Source organism: Asaia lannensis NBRC 102526 (genome assembly GCF_024054035.1).
GTDB classification, from domain to species: domain Bacteria; phylum Pseudomonadota; class Alphaproteobacteria; order Acetobacterales; family Acetobacteraceae; genus Asaia; species Asaia lannensis.
In genome coordinates this window covers 343,921-359,929 of the sequence record NZ_JAMXQU010000002.1, presented here as the reverse complement: position 1 = coordinate 359,929, position 16,009 = coordinate 343,921, and the positions used below count along the sequence as shown (strand labels likewise).

Genomic DNA, 16,009 nt, shown 5'->3' with positions numbered 1-16,009 from the left:
ATAAAGGGTGTTTTGAATGGGAGCGGCGAGACGAATGAAGGGGGGCGGAGCAGGCGCCTAAAAGAAAAAACCGGCGACCCTTGCGGATAACCGGCTTGGAAAGCGGCCAGACTGACAGAGCGTCTGTCTGGCGCGGGCAGCCTCTGATCTTCAGCTTCTGTAGGAGCCGTTGATGTCGATATAGCCATGGGTCAGATCGCAGCTCCAGATCTGGGCATGGCCATTGGCAAGGCCGAGATCGATCTGGATCTCGATTTCCTGACCCTTCATGTGCGCCACGACAGGACTCTCGTCATAACCTTCGACAACCGTTCCCTGGCGGGCGATCCATGTGCCGCCTATGGCAACGGAGAGTGTATCGCGATTGGCTGGTTCGCCGCTCTTGCCAACGGCCATGACCACGCGGCCCCAGTTTGCGTCTTCACCGGCGATGGCGGTTTTGACCAGCGGCGAATTGCCAACCGCAAGCGCAATCTTCTTGGCCGACTCATCCGAAACCGCACCGTTGACGCGCACGGTGAACATTTTCGTAGCGCCTTCGCCATCACGCACGACCATGAGTGCAAGTTCAAGCAGCAGGGAGTCGAAGGCTTCACGGAAGGCGGTCAGCGCCGTATCGGTGGCCGAGGTGATTTCCGCATTGCCGGCCTGTCCGGTTGCGAAAACCAGCACCATGTCCGAAGTCGATGTATCGGAATCGACTGTAATCGCATTGAAGCTGCGTTCGGTGCCATCACTCAGAAGCGACTGCAGCACATCCTGCGAAATTGCAGCATCGGTAACGACAAAGCCGAGCATGGTTGCCATATCGGGAGCGATCATGCCGCTCCCTTTTGCAATGCCCTGAATTGTCACCGTTTTGCCGACAAGCTCGACCTGGCGTGTGGCCGCCTTGGGAAACGTGTCGGTCGTCATGATGGCGCGGGCGGCATCTTCCCAGCCTTCTGGCGTAAGGGCCTCGTAAAGGGCGGGCATCGCATCGCTGATCTTCTCTGCATTCAGCGGCTCGCCGATCACGCCCGTCGAAGCAAGGAAGACCTCGGTTGCAGGGCAGTGCACCACGCGTGCGGCCGCTGCTGCGGAGATCTGGGTGGCAAGCACGCCTGCACGCCCGGTGAAGACATTGGCATTGCCCGAATTGACGACAAGAGCCCGTGCCTTGCCCTGTGCCAGCGCAGCGCGGCTCCAGTCGATGGGCGCACCGGGGCATTTGCTGCGTGTGAATACGCCAGCAGCCGTTGTACCGGGTACGAATTCCATCATCATGAGGTCGGTGCGATCCTTGTAGCGGATCTGCGCGGCGACAGCGCCCAGCCGGACACCGGCTACCGGCGCAAGGCGCGGCAGGGGCTGGGCAAGCGGGGAGAGGGGGAGGGCTTTTGCCATGGTCTGTCTCCGAACGTGGAACGTCGGAAGGAGGATGCACGGCTTGGAGCTCAGGTCCAGCCCTTCGCCCCGTGAAGGGGCGAAAAGACCGGAATTCTGAGTAAAAAGTGAGCGTTAGACGCTCACTCCAGTCAGGTTTTTACTTCTTTGCCGGGGTGGCTGGCGCATCGGCGATCGGCTTGCCCTGAGCATCGTAACGCACGATCTTGACCTTCTTCTGCGCGTCGTCGACGATCTTGCGCACATTGTCGCGGATCAGCTGCTGACGGATTTCGTCATGCACCTGATCGAGCGGCGGCACGGGCGCCTCACGCGAGGCCAGAACCTGAATGACGTGCCAGCCATACTGGGTCTTGACCGGTGTCTGGCTGATCGTGCCGGGCTTCATGGCGAAAGCGGCCTTGGAGAATTCCGGCAGCATATCGTCTTTCTTGAACCAGCCCAGATCGCCACCGCTTGCGCCCGACCCCTTGTCGGTCGACAGCTTCTTGGCGAGATCCTCGAACTTCGCGCCCTTGTCGAGCTGCTTGATGATGTCCTTGGCGGTCGCTTCGTCGGCTACAAGAATATGGCGGGCATGGATTTCCTGCTCACCCTTCTTGGAGGCGTAATTCGCCTGATAGGTCTGCTTGATGGCGTCTTCCGTCACCATCGGAGCGACCTTTTCCTGCAGATACGCATTCTGCAGCGCGTTATCCGCTGCTTCCTGCATCTGCGCCTTCACTTCAGGCTTCTTGTCGAGGCCTTCCTTGAGGGCGTCGATCTGGATGGCCTTCTGGCTGACGATCTGGTTCAGCAGGATATTGACCAGCGTGTTCGGCGGCAGCTGACGGGCCTGCGGCGGCAGGCTGGCGGCCGCGTGCTTGACGTCATCCAGATAGATCTTCTGGCCATTGACCGAAGCGATCAGCGGGTTGGCATCGGCCGGGGCTGCAGCCGGAGCCGCATTTGCCGGAGCGGCAGGGGCTGGGGCAGCAAAGGCCGGAGCCACCAGAGTCGTGCCGGAAATGAGAGCGGCGCAGAAAAGAGCCGGGCGGGTAAGCCGCATGGATAAACAACCTCGAAAAACTCGTGGAACTTTAGCCAGCATGGCGCAGGCTTGGCTTATCGGCAAGGCCGGTTACGGCTGTATTGCCGGTTTTGCGTGTCGTCTTCATGAAGAATTCGTGCATTGTCGTCCGTTCGGCACTGCCGAACGCCATGCTGCTCGGTTGACCGAGGCAAGGGCGCGCCTTATCTCATTTCCCGCGTGGACGATCCCGATCCTGCTTCGGCGGATGTTTCGCGTCACCGCCCAGCCCGCTTCCCGGCGCATCATGCGACGGGGCAGTGGATATGGGCGGGTCGGGAAGATCCGCCCTCCAGTTCGCGGTCCTGTTTGTTCACGGACCAGTTCGCCAGAAGGACAGTCATGTTCGCTCGTATCGCCCGCGCCGTGTTCGGCACCGCCAATGATCGCTCGCTCAAGGGCTATCAGAAGCGCTTGCCTGAAATCAATGCGCTCGAGCCTTCCATAAAGGCTCTGGACGACAATGCACTGCGCGCAAAGACCGAGGAGTTCAAAGGCCGTATTGCCGGGGGTGAAAGCCTCGACAAGATCATGCCTGAAGCCTTCGCTGTCTGCCGCGAGGCGTCGCGACGCGTTCTGGGCATGCGTCATTTCGATGTGCAGCTTGTGGGCGGCATGGTGCTGCATTCCGGCCGTATTGCCGAAATGCGCACAGGTGAAGGCAAGACTCTCGTCGCCACACTCGCCGTCTATCTGAGCGCGCTGGCGGGCAAGGGCGTGCATGTGGTCACGGTGAACGATTATCTGGCCAAGCGCGACGCCGAGGAAATGAGCAAGCTCTACAGCTTTCTCGGCCTGACGACCGGTGTGATCATTCCAAACCTGTCCGATGACGAGCGTCGTGCGGCTTATGGTGCGGATATCACCTATGGCACGAATAACGAATTCGGCTTCGACTACCTGCGCGACAACATGAAATACACGCTGGAAGAAATGGTCCAGCGTCCTTTCTACCATGCGATCGTCGACGAAGTGGACTCGATCCTGATCGACGAAGCCCGGACACCGCTCATTATTTCCGGCCCCGCCGATGACAGTTCGGAACTGTATCGCGGTGTGGACGATGTGGTCGTCCAGCTCGTCAAGCATCCTGAAGCCTTCGAGAAAGACGAGAAGCTGCGCTCGGTCATCCTGACCGAACAGGGCTCCGATCTGGTCGAGGAAATGCTGCGTGAAGCCGGGGTGCTTCATGAAGGCGGCCTGTACGACGTGCACAACATCGCCGTCATGCATCATGTGCAGCAATCCCTGCGTGCGCACACGCTTTTTGCCCGTGACGTCGAATATATCGTGCGTGGCGGCAAGGTGATCATCATCGATGAGTTCACGGGTCGCATGATGGACGGCCGTCGCTACTCCGATGGTCTGCATCAGGCACTCGAAGCCAAGGAGCATGTCGAGATCCAGCCCGAAAACCAGACGCTGGCCTCGATCACCTTCCAGAATTATTTCCGCCTCTATCCGAAGCTTTCCGGCATGACCGGCACGGCCATGACCGAGGCCGACGAGTTTGCCGAGATATACAAGCTCGATGTGGTCGAGATTCCCACCAATCTCCCCGTCGCGCGCAAGGATACGGATGACGAGGTCTACATCACGGCCCGTGAGAAATTCGAGGCCGTCGCGAACCTGATCCAGGAGGTCTCCAAATCGGGGCAGCCGGTTCTGGTGGGAACGACCTCCATCGAGAAGAGCGAGCATCTGTCCAATCTGCTCAGCTCCAAGAAAATCCCGCATTCGGTTCTGAATGCGCGCTTCCATGAAATGGAATCGCAGATCGTGGCACAGGCCGGTGCACCGGGCGCCATCACCATCGCCACCAACATGGCCGGTCGTGGTACCGACATCAAACTCGGTGGCAATCTGGACATGCTCATTCGCCAGAGCCTCGAAAAGATCGAGGACGAGGCGGCACATGAGGCCGAAATCCTGCGCCTGCGTGAGGAAATCTCGGCCAATCATGGCAAGGTCAAGGAGCTTGGCGGCCTGTATGTGATCGGTACCGAGCGCCATGAGAGCCGTCGTATCGACAACCAGCTGCGCGGCCGTTCGGGCCGACAGGGCGATCCGGGTGCGTCCCGCTTCTTCCTGTCGCTGGAAGACGACCTGATGCGCATCTATGGCGGCGAACGCATGGGGGCCTTCTGGACCAAGCTGGGCATGAAGGAAGGCGAGGCCATCGTTCATCCCTGGCTGAACAAGGCGCTCGAGCGCGCCCAGAAGAAGGTCGAGGCGCGCAATTTCGACATGCGTAAGAACGTCCTCAAATACGATGACGTGATGAACGACCAGCGCAAGGAAGTGTACGCACAGCGCCGCGACTACATGGCGATGGAAGACGTGTCCGGCATTCTTCAGGAACTTCGCGAGCAGAGCATCGAAGAGATGGTTCATGCCCGCATCCCTGAAAAATCATTCGCCGAGCAGTGGGAGAGCGAGGCGCTCGAGACCGATCTGCATTCCCTGCTGAACCTGAACCTGCCGATACGGGACTGGGCGAAGGAAGACGGCATGGATGCCGATCTGATCATCCAGCGTGTGGAAGAAGCTGCCGCACAGGCTCAGGCAGCGCGCTCGGCCAATATCGGCCCGACCATCATGCGTCATATCGAAAAGCAGGTGCTGCTCACGTCGTTCGATGGCGTGTGGAAAGAGCATCTCCATGCGCTCGACCAGCTGCGTCAGGGCATCGGTCTGCGTGCCTACGGTCAGCGCGATCCGCTGAACGAGTACAAGCACGAGGCATTCCAGCTCTTTACCGCCATGCTCGACGACATGCGCATCCGTGCCACATCGACCATGTCGCGCATCGAGGTCGTGCAGCAGGCCGACCCGTTCCCCGGTTTCGACGGACATGCGGGATTTGAGGGGCAGCAGACGATTGCCCCCAATGACGAGGGGTTCTCTGCTGCAGGTCTGGAGCCGAGACAGGTGGGGATGCAGCCGGGTGGTGCCTTCCAGGCGCAATCACCCTCAGGGGCGATGGCATCCGAGCTGCAGGGGTTCTCGCCGGAAACGCCGCGCAATGCACCCTGCCCATGCGGATCGGGCAAGAAGTTCAAGCATTGTCACGGCCGCCTGGCCTGAAGAAAAACGAACAATTTCGGAAAAACGAACAGTCTTTCGGTTTAGGAGGCTCTGATGGCCGGTCATTCGCAATTCAAGAACATCATGCATCGCAAAGGTGCGCAGGACGCCAAGCGGGCCAAGCAGTTTGCGAAGATCCTGCGTGAAATCACCGTTGCAGCGCGTTCCGGCCTGCCCGATCCCGCCTCGAACCCGCGCCTTCGTGCAGCCATGATTGCTGCGCGTGAAGCCAATATGCCCAAGGACAATGTCGAGCGCGCCATCAAGAAGGCAAGCGGTGCAGGCGGTGGCGAGGATTACGTGGAAGTGCGCTACGAGGGCTATGGTCCCGCAGGTGTCGCCGTGATCGTGGAAGGGCTGACCGATAACCGCAACCGCACGGCAAGCGAAGTGCGCGCGGCGTTCTCGAAGCATGGCGGTTCGATGGGCGAGAGCAATTCGGTCTCGTTCATGTTCCAGCGTCTGGGTGTGGTCACCTATCCGGTTGCAGCGGCCTCTGAGGAAGACATGCTCGAAGCAGCTATCGAGGCAGGTGCGGATAACGCCGAGATGACCGAAGAAGGTCATGAAATTACCTGCGCGATGGAAAATCTTTTTGCAGTGCGCGATGCGCTCGAAGCCCGCTTTGGCGAGCCGAGCTCTGCCAAGCTGGACTGGCGCCCCGAGAACACAGTGACGCTGGACGAGGAAAAGGCACGCTCCGTGCTCAAGCTCATCGACGTGCTGGAAGACAATGATGATATCCAGGCGGTCTATGCGAATTTCGATATTCCCGACGACGTCGCCCAGGCTCTCGCTGCTTGATCCGTCTTCTCGGTATCGATCCTGGCCTGCGTTTCATGGGCTGGGGACTGATCGACGTTGAAGGCAACAGGATTCAGCATGTTGCCTCCGGGGTCATCGCCACTGATGGGGCGGAATCCGTGCCTCTGCGTTTGTGCGAACTCCACGGCGCCCTGCAGAAACTGATACGTGAGTACGGCCCGGCTGAGGCTGCGGTTGAAGAGACCTATGTCAACCGGAACGGCTCTTCAACGCTCAAGCTGGGCTATGCGCGCGGTGTGGCTCTGCTTACCCCTGCTTATGAGGGCCTGCCGGTTGCGGAATACGGTGCCATGATGGTCAAGAAATCCGTCGTCGGTACTGGCTCCGCCACGAAGGAGCAGGTCACGATGATGGTCAAGCGTCTGCTGCCGGGCGCGGTCATTCACAAGGCTGATGCGTCCGATGCGCTGGCGGTGGCAATCTGCCACGCCCATCATCGCGAAACGGCAAGACAGGTCTCTTCCGGCAGGCGTATGGCCTGAAACGGCAGTTAGTACCGGCAAGTATCACCGACGAGTATCATGAGAGCGCATCTGCGCGTGAGGGACTGGGCATGATCGGACTTCTGACGGGGATTGTGGTCAGTACGGATGCGGATCGCTGCATTCTCGATGTAAACGGGGTGGGCTATCTCGTATCGGCATCGAGCCGGACGCTCGCCAATCTCCCGGCCGCACCGGAAAAGACGCGTCTGCTGATCGAAACGGTCGTGCGTGAGGATGCAATCCAGCTTTTCGGCTTTCTGACCTCGGACGAGCAGGAATGGTTTCGTCTGCTGACGACGGTTCAGGGCGTTGGTGCCAAGGTTGCGCTCGCTATCCTGTCCGTGGCGACGCCCGGCGATCTGTTATTGTCCATCAGTGCAGGCGACAAGGCGGCGCTGACGAGGGCCGCAGGGGTCGGTGCCCGTCTGGCTGAGCGTATCGTGACGGAACTCAAGAGCAAGGTGGGCAAAATGCCCGCAGGTGGTGCAACGCCAGCCGGTCGCAGTGTTTCGAGCCATGCGGCGGCCTCGGTCGAGAACGATGCCTTGCAGGCGCTCGCGGGCCTTGGTTTTCGACGGGCCGAGGCATGGCCTGTGCTCAGCCGTATTCTTGTCGAACACGAGGGCGCAACGCTGGACAAGGTCATCCGTCTGGCGCTGAAAGATCTGGCGCGATGACCCACCTCTCGACGTACCCGGCTATTCGCCTTTTTGCTGGTTACGCAGCTTCAGGTCTGGGGAATCTGAATCCCGAAGCGCAGGATCCGGGACGGTCGAACGCGGTATATTTCGGGACATATTTACTGTCCGCACACGGACTGCCGGTGCAGGAAAAAGCGGGATACGACAATGAGTGACACGGATAGAGGCCCACTCGATCCCGGGCGCAGGATGGAGGACAGCGATCACGGGCTGCGCCCTCAGACGCTGGATGACTTTACCGGTCAGCGCACAAGCCGGGAAAATCTCTCGGTGTTCATCCAGGCGGCGCGTAGCCGTGGCGAGGCGCTCGATCACGTGCTGCTGCACGGACCGCCGGGGCTGGGCAAGACGACGCTTGCCCAGATCGTGGCCCGTGAGCTGGGTGTCGGGTTCCGTGCGACGTCCGGGCCGGTCATTCAGCGTGCGGGTGATCTTGCTGCCATTCTGACCAATCTTCAGCCCAATGACGTGCTGTTCATCGACGAAATCCATCGGTTGCAACCGGCAATCGAGGAAGTTCTCTATCCTGCGATGGAGGATTTCCAGCTCGATCTGATCATCGGCGAGGGGCCGGCAGCACGCTCGGTCCGGATCGACCTCGCACCTTTCACGCTGGTTGCTGCAACGACACGGGCCGGATTGCTGGCCACGCCCCTGCGCGACCGCTTCGGTATCCCGCTGCGCCTGGTGTTCTACACCCCGGAAGAGCTCCGCCTGATCGTTTCACGCGGCGCCGCCAAGCTCGGAATGAACCTGACCGAGGAAGGCGCCGAGGAGATTGCCAAACGCTCGCGCGGGACACCGCGTATTGCCGGTCGTCTTCTGCGCCGCGTGCGCGATTTCGCGGCCGTAGGTGCTCCGCATGATCGCGCCATCACGCGCGTGATGGCCGATGCGGCACTCAATCGTCTCGAAGTCGATTCGGTTGGGCTCGATGCGATGGACAGACGTTACCTCACACGTATTGCCGAGCATCATCACGGTGGTCCTGTCGGTGTCGAGACCCTCGCGGCCGCTCTGGCCGAAGCGCGCGATACGCTCGAGGACGTCATCGAGCCCTATCTGATCCAGGAGGGGTTGGTCCTGCGTACGTCCCGAGGCCGTATGCTGGGTGAGCGCGGGTGGGCCCATCTGGGCCTGACGGCACCGGCCTCGGCGAGTGCTGCACAGTTCGATTTGCTGAAAGAAAGCGATGAAAGCCCATAAGATCGGTTTTCGTATCTATTACGAGGATACGGATGCAGGCGGGATCGTGTACCACGCCCGCTACCTTGCTCTGGCGGAACGTGCTCGCACGGAAGCGCTCCGTATGGCCGGCACGCCGGTTTCGGTCCTGCAGGAAGAGTCCGGTCTGGTCTTTGTCGTAACGAAACTGTCGATAGAGTATCATCGTCCCTTGCGCCTGGATGACTGGGCCGAGATCACAACAACGATTGATTCTGCGGGGCCTGCACGTTGCCAGTTGCGTCAGATCGTGTCGTGTGGCGACATGCATGCCGCCACGCTGATCGTCGAGCTGGCATGTATCATGCAGAGTTCCGGGCGGCCTGCCCGAATTCCGCCGCGATGGCGTGCCTCTCTGGAAGCATTATCGAGCCCGGCCTGAGGACAGGCGGCATGTGATGATGCGTGACGATTCGGGATAGGCGCGCATGAGACATGCACTGTATAGGCGTGACGCAGAACGAAGCCTCAGGAGGTTTTTTTGGATCGAGCGGTAAATGCGGCTGACCTTGGGGCCGCCGCTTCTGGTTTGTCACCGTTGGACTTGTTCCTGCATGCATCCTTTGTGGTGCAGCTGGTCATGGTTGGGCTGATCTTGTGCAGCGCCTTCGTCTGGGCCGTGATCATCGAGAAGATCATCCTGATCCGTCGCGTCAATCGCGAGGCAACGGAGTTCGAGGATCGTTTCTGGTCCGGTGGCAGCCTTGAAGATCTGTACGACACCGATGGGGCCAAGCCGCTTCATCCCATGGCTGCCGTTTTCGGTGCAGCGATGGGCGAATGGCGCCGCTCTGCACGGATTACAGGCATCGACCTTGCCCGTGGCGGTGTGCGCGATCGTGTGGATCGCGCGATCAATATCACGATCATGCGTGAGATGGATCGTCTTGGCCGTCGCGTAGTGGCTCTTGCCACGATCGGGCCTGTCGCGCCTTTCGTCGGGCTGTTCGGCACCGTATGGGGCATCATGCATGCTTTCGGGTCGATTGCAGCCATGCACAACACCAACCTTTCGGTGGTCGCCCCGGGTATTTCCGAGGCTCTTTTCGCCACGGCAATCGGTCTTGTGACGGCAATACCGGCCTATGTGGCCTATAACGTCACCAGCTCCGCCCTCGACCACTTTGCCGATCGCATGGAATCCTTCGGCACCGAATTCGCCGCGATCCTGTCGCGCCAGTCGGAAGAGCGGAGCTAAGCGCCATGGGCATGTCTGCAGGGGGCGGCCCCGCGCGCGGCCGCAGGCGACGCCCGGCGTCGGAAATCAACGTTACGCCTCTGGTGGACGTCATGCTGGTGCTGCTCATCATTTTCATGGTGACAGCCCCCATGATGACGAGCGGCGTGAACGTCGATCTCCCCAAGACCGATGCCAGCCCGCTCAATGCCGATACGAAACCCATCACGGTTTCGATCAAGGCCGATGGCGGCATCTATCTGGGGGATGATCCGGTTTCGGCCGATCAGCTCGTGGCCCAGCTTCAGCAGGCTGCGCAGAACGACAAGGAGCATCGCATTTTCGTCCGCGCCGATGCCCATATCAATTACGGACAGGTGATGGACATCATGGGGAAAATTACCTCAGGTGGCTTCACGCACGTGGCGCTGCTCGCCCAGCAGCCCGCCGCGGGCCAGTAACCAGAGGAGAAGCAGCCTTGCTGCGTCCCCGTCGGTCCGATGTCCGGCGCTTCCGCTACGCGCTGGGAGCGTCGGTTGCAGCGCATGCGCTGTTCATCGGCTTCCTTCTCGTGCGCTTGCCCATGAGCAAGCCGCCCGAGCCCCCCGAACCCCCGCCGATCGAAATGGCGTTCGAGGATTCCGGTCCTCCTGCCACGCCGCACAAGGCGGACACGCCAGCGCCCAAACCGGCACCGGCGCCTGCGCCCACACCGACGGATGCACCGCCGGCACCGACGCCGCCTACGCCTCAGCCTGTGGAAGAGCCGCCGCCGCCTGCACCGCCGCCGCCGCCCATTCCGCCCCCGGCAGAGAGCAAGACCCCACCGCTGCCCGACGTGAAGACGCCGGAGAAGATGGTCGACGACTCGGCTGAGCCTATCAAGGCCTCACCGCCCAAACCGTCTCCGCCATCCGCGTCGAAACAGGTTGCGCCGCCTTCGCCGCAGACGCAGCCAGTGGACAAGCTGCCTGAAACGCCGACGTTCTCGCACATCACGCAACCCAATGCGGCGAAGAAGACGCAGGCGGACTCGCATTCCCTGCTCGCGACGCTCGATGCCATGCGCGCGGACCAGAAGCAGACGCATCCACCCAAGGCGCGTGCCAACCCGCAGCAGGGTGGTGCACCGAACGGGGGAGGGGCGCCGAATGGCGACATCACCAATGCGCTCAGCTCTGCCCAGCAGAAGGCGATCGGTGGTTCGGTGCGCCGCTGTTATTCGGAGGATACCGAAGCGCGTAATTATGCCTCATTTAGCGCGCATCTGATCGTAACGATCGATGCGACCGGAGAGGCCAGGATGGCGCGTTTTGCCCCCGATACCCAGGCGAAGGCAGCAGCCGACCCGTCTTATCGGGCGTTGGCCGAGCGTGCGCGCGATGCCGTGCTGAGCCCGACATGCTCGAAACTCCCCATCCCCTCAAGCCTTCTGGGCAAGACACACGAACTCAAATTCGTGTTCAGACCCTGAGGTTTTCCAGATCATGACCTTTTCAGAGCGCAAGAGACTCGAATTCATGTCACGCGATACGTCCCGTTTCGATAGGCCCCTGCTGACCGACGATCAGGCGCAGAGCCTTTCCTCCCTGTTTTCACGACGCACGGTTCTCGGGGCGTCCATAGCCGCTGGCGGTCTGCTGGCAACGCCGATCGGTGCCTTCGCGCAGAGCGCCGCCGCGAGTGCGCCGGGCGAAGCCGAAATCACGGTCGATCAGGCGCGCACGGCGCCGATTCCCATCGCCATTCCCTCTTTCGGTCCCGGACTGGGCGAACAGATCACAAGCGTGGTGTCCGCCGATCTCGACAGCACCGGTCTGTTCACGATCCTGCCGGGCCCCTCGGGCTCGCCCGACTTTGCAGCCCTCAAGGCGCAGGGCGCACGCGCTGTCGTGACCGGAAGCGCGGCAGGCTCCAGCAGCACCCGTGTGGAAATGCGTCTGTGGAATGTACTGACCGGCGAACAGATCCAGGGAACGGCCTACACGGCCTCTGCCGGGAACTGGCGTCGTATCGCCCATACGATTGCCGATGTGATCTATGAGCGCATGCTGGGCGAGAAGGGCTATTTCGATACGCGTATCGCCTATATCGCCCGTACCGGCCCTCGCCATCATCAGATCACCCGTCTGGCCGTCATGGATCAGGATGGCGCCAACAGCCACATGCTGACCTCGGGGCAGTGGCTGACGCTTACGCCGCGCTTCAATCCGGTGCGCGACCAGATTGCGTTCATGTCCTATGCCAATAACCGGCCGCGTGTTTACACCTTCGATTTGGGATCGGGCAGCCAGCGTATGCTTGGTGAGTTCGAAGGCATCTCCTTCGCGCCGCGTTTCTCGCCCAATGGCAGCCAGGTCGTTCTCTCGGCCACGCGCGGGGGCGGGTCCGACATCTTCGTGGTCGATCTCGGTTCGGGCGCCAAGCACCAGATCACCAATTCCGGCGCGATCGATACCAGCCCGTGCTTCAGCCCGGATGGCAGCCAGATCGTGTTCAACTCCGATCGTGGTGGATCGCCGCAGCTCTACATCATGAGTGCTTCCGGTGGCGGTGCGCGCCGCATTTCCTACGGTCACGGCACCTATGGTTCCCCCGTATGGTCGCCGCGTGGCGATGTGATCGCGTTCACGCGTATCGCCAACGGGCGTTTCTCGCTGGGCGTGATGGGACCCGACGGAACGGGCGAGCGAATCCTGACAGAGGGCTTCACGGTCGAAAGTCCCACTTTCTGCCCGAACGGGCGTGTCATCGCTTTCTGTCGTCAGTCGGCGGCAGGGGCGGGGGGCGCCGGATTCTCTAGCGGAATCGGGACGATCGATATCACGGGCTTCCACGAACGACCCATTCGCACCGCTACCGGCGCATCCGACCCGGCATGGTCGCCGTCACAGGGCTAAAACGCCTCTGACCTGTGTCTCTGCTGCCCGTTTTTGTGGCGGCAGAGACACTAAATCTGTCTTTCTCATGAAATCCACGCGACTTGGATCACGATGGTACTCATCCCGCTTGACCGTTCTTCTCGGGAATGAGTATGGCCGATCTTGGTCGTCGGGATCGCTAAGGCCCAATGGTTATGGTAACCAGCAAGCAAAACGGGAACTCCGACCTTCGTAATTAGTTGTCGTCACGCTTCCTGGTCCCGGATGGGGACTATATTCAGGGTTGGCAAAAATGAATTTCAAGCTTCTCGGTGCGCTTGGCCTTGCAGTCGTTCTGGCTGCATGCTCGGATGAATCTAACAAGGGTGCATCGACCGGTGCAGGCGCAACGGCTCAGGAAACCGGCGCTGCGCCCGGTAGCGAAGCCGATCTGGTCGCCAATGTCGGCGATCGCGTCTTCTTCGACCTGAACCGCAACACGCTCTCCAGCGATGCGCAGGCAACCCTCGACAAGCAGGCTGCATGGCTTGCCCGCTACCCGCAGGTCAGCGTCGAAATCGCCGGTAACTGCGATGACCGCGGCACGGAAGAGTACAACATTGCTCTCGGCCAGCGTCGTGCCAATGCCGCGCGCGACTATCTGGTTGCCAAGGGCGTTGCTCCTTCGCGCATCACGACGATTTCCTATGGTAAGGATCGTCCGACGGCCGATGGTGACGACGAGCAGGCATGGGCCCAGAACCGTAACGCGATCACCTCGGTCAAGTAATCGGTTCGTCTGAACCGGGACAAGCTGCGCGTGCGGTGTAAATCGCTGGATGCGTGGTCCCGGTATCGGGCTCTCTGTAAATCCATAAGGCCTGGCTTCATGGAAAGGTCTTGTGGCAATACGGTTTCTCAAAACCGGTCGGCGCTTATGCGTCGGCCGGTTTTGTTTTATGCTATTCCTGTTTTGCGCGGCCCGATGCCACGCCCCCACATTCTGTCTGAAGGATGCGCCATGCGCGGTGCCCGAGTTTCCCGCTTCTTCATCCTCTCTTCTGTCGCGATCCTGACGGGGTTCGGGGCTTCATCGGCTCGGGCCCAGGTCACGAGCCGTGAGGGAATCGCTCTGCAGAACCAGATCCAGCAGCTGAGCCAGCAACTGCAGCAGGTGCAGAACAATGCGGCTTCGGCGCCTTCATCCGTCGCTTCCGGTCCCGCTGTCAGCGCCGGAAACAGCGATCTGGTCTCGCAGCTTCTTCAGCGCGTCTCGACGCTCGAAAACGAGAATCGCGAGATGCGTGGCGAGCTCGACCAGCTGAGCAATCAGGTCCAGACACAGAATGCGACACTGACCAAGCAGATTGGCGACATGCAGTTCGCTGCGCAGAATGGCGGTGGGGGTGCAGCGCCGTCTTCCGGTGGCAATGAGACGGCGACACCCGCGGCCGCGTCTCCGGCAACGCCAGTCGAGAAGCCCGTAACGGCGCTCGAACTGCTCAAAAGCGGTCAGGCGGCTCTTAAGGGGCGTGATTACGCGACGGCGCAGGGCAATGCCGAACAGGCCTTGAAGCTGGCAAAGACCGCCAATGGCAAGCTTGAGTCGCAGTTCCTGCTGGCTCAGTCGCTTGCCGGGCAAAAGCAGTATCAGGCCTCTGCGGTCGCCTATTATGACGCGTATAATCGCTCGCCCAAATCGCCGCGTGCGCAGGAGGCCCTGCTTGGTGTCTCGGCCTCAATGCTCGCTTTGGGAGACAAGAATTCCGCGTGTCAGGCTCTTCAGAAACTCGACTCCGAATTCCCGACTCCGACGCCGCGTGTGAAAGCCGCTGTGACCAGCTTCAAGGGGCGGGCAAACTGCCACTGAGCGGACATCAGCCGATTGGAGAGGACGAATTTGCCGCTTTGATGCGGAAGCTCGGTCCTTTCCCTGCGGATGAGCCCCGTTTTCCGATAGCGATTGCGGTATCAGGGGGCGCAGACAGTCTTGGGCTCGCTTTCCTGTTGCGCCGCTGGCGCCGCGCCGTCATTGCTTTTGTGGTCGATCACGGTCTGCGTGAGGCCTCTGCGAGCGAAGCGGGGCAGACGGCCGAACGTCTTGCGACACTCGATATTCCAGCCAGAATCCTTACACTGAGCGGTCTCAGCAAGACCAGGCGGTTACAGGAGAACGCCCGTCAGGCGCGCTACGAGGTTCTATCTAGAGCCTGCGCCGAACATGGTGCGCTCGATCTGGCCCTTGGTCATCATGCGCGCGATCAGGCGGAGACGTTTTACCTGAGACGGGCGCATGGCAGTACGCCCCATGGACTCGCCGCCATGGCACTCGCTCGAGAAACGCCGTCAGTGCGTTATATCCGGCCGTTGCTCTCCACCGATCCGGCCCGTCTGAGGGCAACGCTGACGGCTCATGGCCTCGAATGGATCGAGGATCCGAGCAATCAGAATATGGCATTCGAGCGCGTGCGGATCAGAAATGCTCTGGGCTCCGGCCTCTCCCTCTATGAGGCTCTGGTGCAGGTTCGCTCCCATGGGCAGGCACGCCTTGCACAGAGTGCCAGACGCGCCCGGGACTTATCGCAGCTGTGTATCGATCCGCTCGGTTTCGTTGTCATGCCTGCGCTTCCGGATGACCCCGTGCTTCTGGGGCAGCTCTGGCAGATGGTCTCGGGTCAGGGCTATGCCCCGGCTCCTGCCGCTCTGAAAGCGCTGATCGCAAAACCTGGGCCGTGTACATTGGCTGGGGGAATGCTGTTTGCTGCTGGTCGGCTGCGCGGTCAGCGGGAAGGGGGCTGGTGTCTCGCCCGCGAAGCCGGCGCGATCCGCGCACGTTGTGCCGCACACTCCGGGACCATCTGGGACGGGCGTTTTCGTATTGCCGACGCCCCTCGGGATGGAGAACTGGAGATTGCCTGTCTGGGCGCAGAATCGAAAAGATTTCGCCATCATGCCCTGCCTTCCCGTATTCTCGCAGGACTGCCCGGTGTGTGGCGCGGCGCGCAACTGATTGCCGTGCCCCCGCTGAATGAGACGATTGCGCAGGAGCATGAGCCTGTCACGCTGCAATTTTCGCCCCGGCAGACGCTCACCGACCGGTCTTTATGGGTGTAAACGGCTGTGAGCCTGAAAACTTGATCGCCGGGGGGTGGGAACGTCCCCCCGAATGCTTATGTTAGAACGATCAATGAAGC

16 protein-coding genes are annotated in these 16,009 nt (G+C 61.0%); 13 read left to right on the top strand and 3 right to left on the bottom strand.

The window, feature by feature from the left end:
- Nucleotides 1–150: 150 nt before the first annotated feature.
- The 3 genes from argJ to NF685_RS14270 form a co-directional block, all read right to left on the bottom strand.
- Nucleotides 151–1,386, bottom strand: coding sequence for a bifunctional glutamate N-acetyltransferase/amino-acid acetyltransferase ArgJ (argJ, locus tag NF685_RS04190; protein ID WP_252848705.1), 1,236 nt, complete (start codon nt 1,384–1,386; stop codon nt 151–153).
- Nucleotides 1,387–1,525: 139 nt separating this feature from the next.
- Complete coding sequence (locus NF685_RS04185; protein ID WP_252848704.1) at nt 1,526–2,434, bottom strand: peptidylprolyl isomerase; 909 nt, start codon at nt 2,432–2,434, stop codon at nt 1,526–1,528.
- A gap of 31 nt (nt 2,435–2,465) precedes the next feature.
- A complete protein-coding gene (locus NF685_RS14270; RefSeq protein ID WP_264813680.1) occupies nt 2,466–2,588 on the bottom strand; it encodes a hypothetical protein in 123 nt (40 codons plus the stop codon).
- 209 nt (nt 2,589–2,797) lie between these two features.
- Between NF685_RS14270 and secA the strand changes: the two genes are divergently transcribed.
- The 13 genes from secA to tilS all read left to right on the top strand — a co-directional run bounded on the left by secA (nt 2,798) and on the right by tilS (nt 15,929).
- Nucleotides 2,798–5,542 carry a preprotein translocase subunit SecA gene (gene secA / locus NF685_RS04180; RefSeq protein ID WP_252848703.1) on the top strand — a complete coding sequence of 915 codons (2,745 nt, stop codon included), beginning with the start codon at nt 2,798–2,800 and terminating at the stop codon, nt 5,540–5,542.
- Nucleotides 5,543–5,596: 54 nt separating this feature from the next.
- Entirely contained in the window at nt 5,597–6,346 is a 750-nt protein-coding gene (locus tag NF685_RS04175; RefSeq protein ID WP_252848702.1) for a YebC/PmpR family DNA-binding transcriptional regulator, read from the top strand.
- Nucleotides 6,343–6,849, top strand: coding sequence for a crossover junction endodeoxyribonuclease RuvC (gene ruvC / locus NF685_RS04170; protein WP_222547943.1), 507 nt, complete (start codon nt 6,343–6,345; stop codon nt 6,847–6,849). The genes NF685_RS04175 and ruvC overlap by 4 nt, the downstream gene beginning before the upstream one ends.
- Nucleotides 6,850–6,920: 71 nt before the next feature.
- Entirely contained in the window at nt 6,921–7,529 is a 609-nt protein-coding gene (gene ruvA / locus NF685_RS04165; RefSeq protein WP_252848701.1) for a Holliday junction branch migration protein RuvA, read from the top strand.
- Nucleotides 7,530–7,700: 171 nt separating this feature from the next.
- Nucleotides 7,701–8,759 (top strand): Holliday junction branch migration DNA helicase RuvB, encoded by a 1,059-nt coding sequence (ruvB, locus tag NF685_RS04160; protein ID WP_222547940.1) that lies wholly within the window; start codon nt 7,701–7,703, stop codon nt 8,757–8,759.
- Nucleotides 8,746–9,159 (top strand): YbgC/FadM family acyl-CoA thioesterase, encoded by a 414-nt coding sequence (locus NF685_RS04155; protein WP_289847357.1) that lies wholly within the window; start codon nt 8,746–8,748, stop codon nt 9,157–9,159. The genes ruvB and NF685_RS04155 overlap by 14 nt, the downstream gene beginning before the upstream one ends.
- A gap of 147 nt (nt 9,160–9,306) precedes the next feature.
- Entirely contained in the window at nt 9,307–9,975 is a 669-nt protein-coding gene (gene tolQ / locus NF685_RS04150) for a protein TolQ (RefSeq protein ID WP_373317802.1), read from the top strand.
- A gap of 5 nt (nt 9,976–9,980) precedes the next feature.
- Nucleotides 9,981–10,415, top strand: coding sequence for a protein TolR (tolR, locus tag NF685_RS04145; RefSeq protein WP_222547938.1), 435 nt, complete (start codon nt 9,981–9,983; stop codon nt 10,413–10,415).
- Between the two features lie 17 nt (nt 10,416–10,432).
- Nucleotides 10,433–11,428, top strand: a complete 996-nt coding sequence (locus NF685_RS04140; RefSeq protein WP_252848700.1) for an energy transducer TonB — start codon at nt 10,433–10,435, stop codon at nt 11,426–11,428.
- A 46-nt stretch (nt 11,429–11,474) separates the two neighbouring features.
- Complete coding sequence (gene tolB, locus NF685_RS04135) at nt 11,475–12,854, top strand: Tol-Pal system beta propeller repeat protein TolB (RefSeq protein WP_222547936.1); 1,380 nt, start codon at nt 11,475–11,477, stop codon at nt 12,852–12,854.
- A gap of 274 nt (nt 12,855–13,128) precedes the next feature.
- On the top strand, nt 13,129–13,605 hold the full coding sequence (gene pal / locus NF685_RS04130) for a peptidoglycan-associated lipoprotein Pal (protein ID WP_023978578.1): 477 nt from the start codon (nt 13,129–13,131) through the stop codon (nt 13,603–13,605).
- Between the two features lie 231 nt (nt 13,606–13,836).
- Complete coding sequence (locus NF685_RS04125; RefSeq protein WP_252848699.1) at nt 13,837–14,685, top strand: tetratricopeptide repeat protein; 849 nt, start codon at nt 13,837–13,839, stop codon at nt 14,683–14,685.
- 41 nt (nt 14,686–14,726) lie between these two features.
- Nucleotides 14,727–15,929, top strand: a complete 1,203-nt coding sequence (gene tilS / locus NF685_RS04120; protein ID WP_252848820.1) for a tRNA lysidine(34) synthetase TilS — start codon at nt 14,727–14,729, stop codon at nt 15,927–15,929.
- Nucleotides 15,930–16,009: the final 80 nt, after the last annotated feature.

Bases quoted from the DNA above. Each gene is read 5' to 3' on its own strand.
- argJ (WP_252848705.1), bottom strand. From the start codon at position 1,386: ATGGCAAAAGCCCTCCCCCTCTCCCCGCTTGCCCAGCCCCTGCCGCGC.
- NF685_RS04185 (WP_252848704.1), bottom strand. From the start codon at position 2,434: ATGCGGCTTACCCGCCCGGCTCTTTTCTGCGCCGCTCTCATTTCCGGC.
- NF685_RS14270 (WP_264813680.1), bottom strand. From the start codon at position 2,588: ATGGCGTTCGGCAGTGCCGAACGGACGACAATGCACGAATTCTTCATG.
- secA (WP_252848703.1), top strand. From the start codon at position 2,798: ATGTTCGCTCGTATCGCCCGCGCCGTGTTCGGCACCGCCAATGATCGC.
- NF685_RS04175 (WP_252848702.1), top strand. From the start codon at position 5,597: ATGGCCGGTCATTCGCAATTCAAGAACATCATGCATCGCAAAGGTGCG.
- ruvA (WP_252848701.1), top strand. From the start codon at position 6,921: ATGATCGGACTTCTGACGGGGATTGTGGTCAGTACGGATGCGGATCGC.
- ruvB (WP_222547940.1), top strand. From the start codon at position 7,701: ATGAGTGACACGGATAGAGGCCCACTCGATCCCGGGCGCAGGATGGAG.
- NF685_RS04155 (WP_289847357.1), top strand. From the start codon at position 8,746: ATGAAAGCCCATAAGATCGGTTTTCGTATCTATTACGAGGATACGGAT.
- tolR (WP_222547938.1), top strand. From the start codon at position 9,981: ATGGGCATGTCTGCAGGGGGCGGCCCCGCGCGCGGCCGCAGGCGACGC.
- tolB (WP_222547936.1), top strand. From the start codon at position 11,475: ATGTCACGCGATACGTCCCGTTTCGATAGGCCCCTGCTGACCGACGAT.
- pal (WP_023978578.1), top strand. From the start codon at position 13,129: ATGAATTTCAAGCTTCTCGGTGCGCTTGGCCTTGCAGTCGTTCTGGCT.
- NF685_RS04125 (WP_252848699.1), top strand. From the start codon at position 13,837: ATGCGCGGTGCCCGAGTTTCCCGCTTCTTCATCCTCTCTTCTGTCGCG.
- tilS (WP_252848820.1), top strand. From the start codon at position 14,727: ATGCGGAAGCTCGGTCCTTTCCCTGCGGATGAGCCCCGTTTTCCGATA.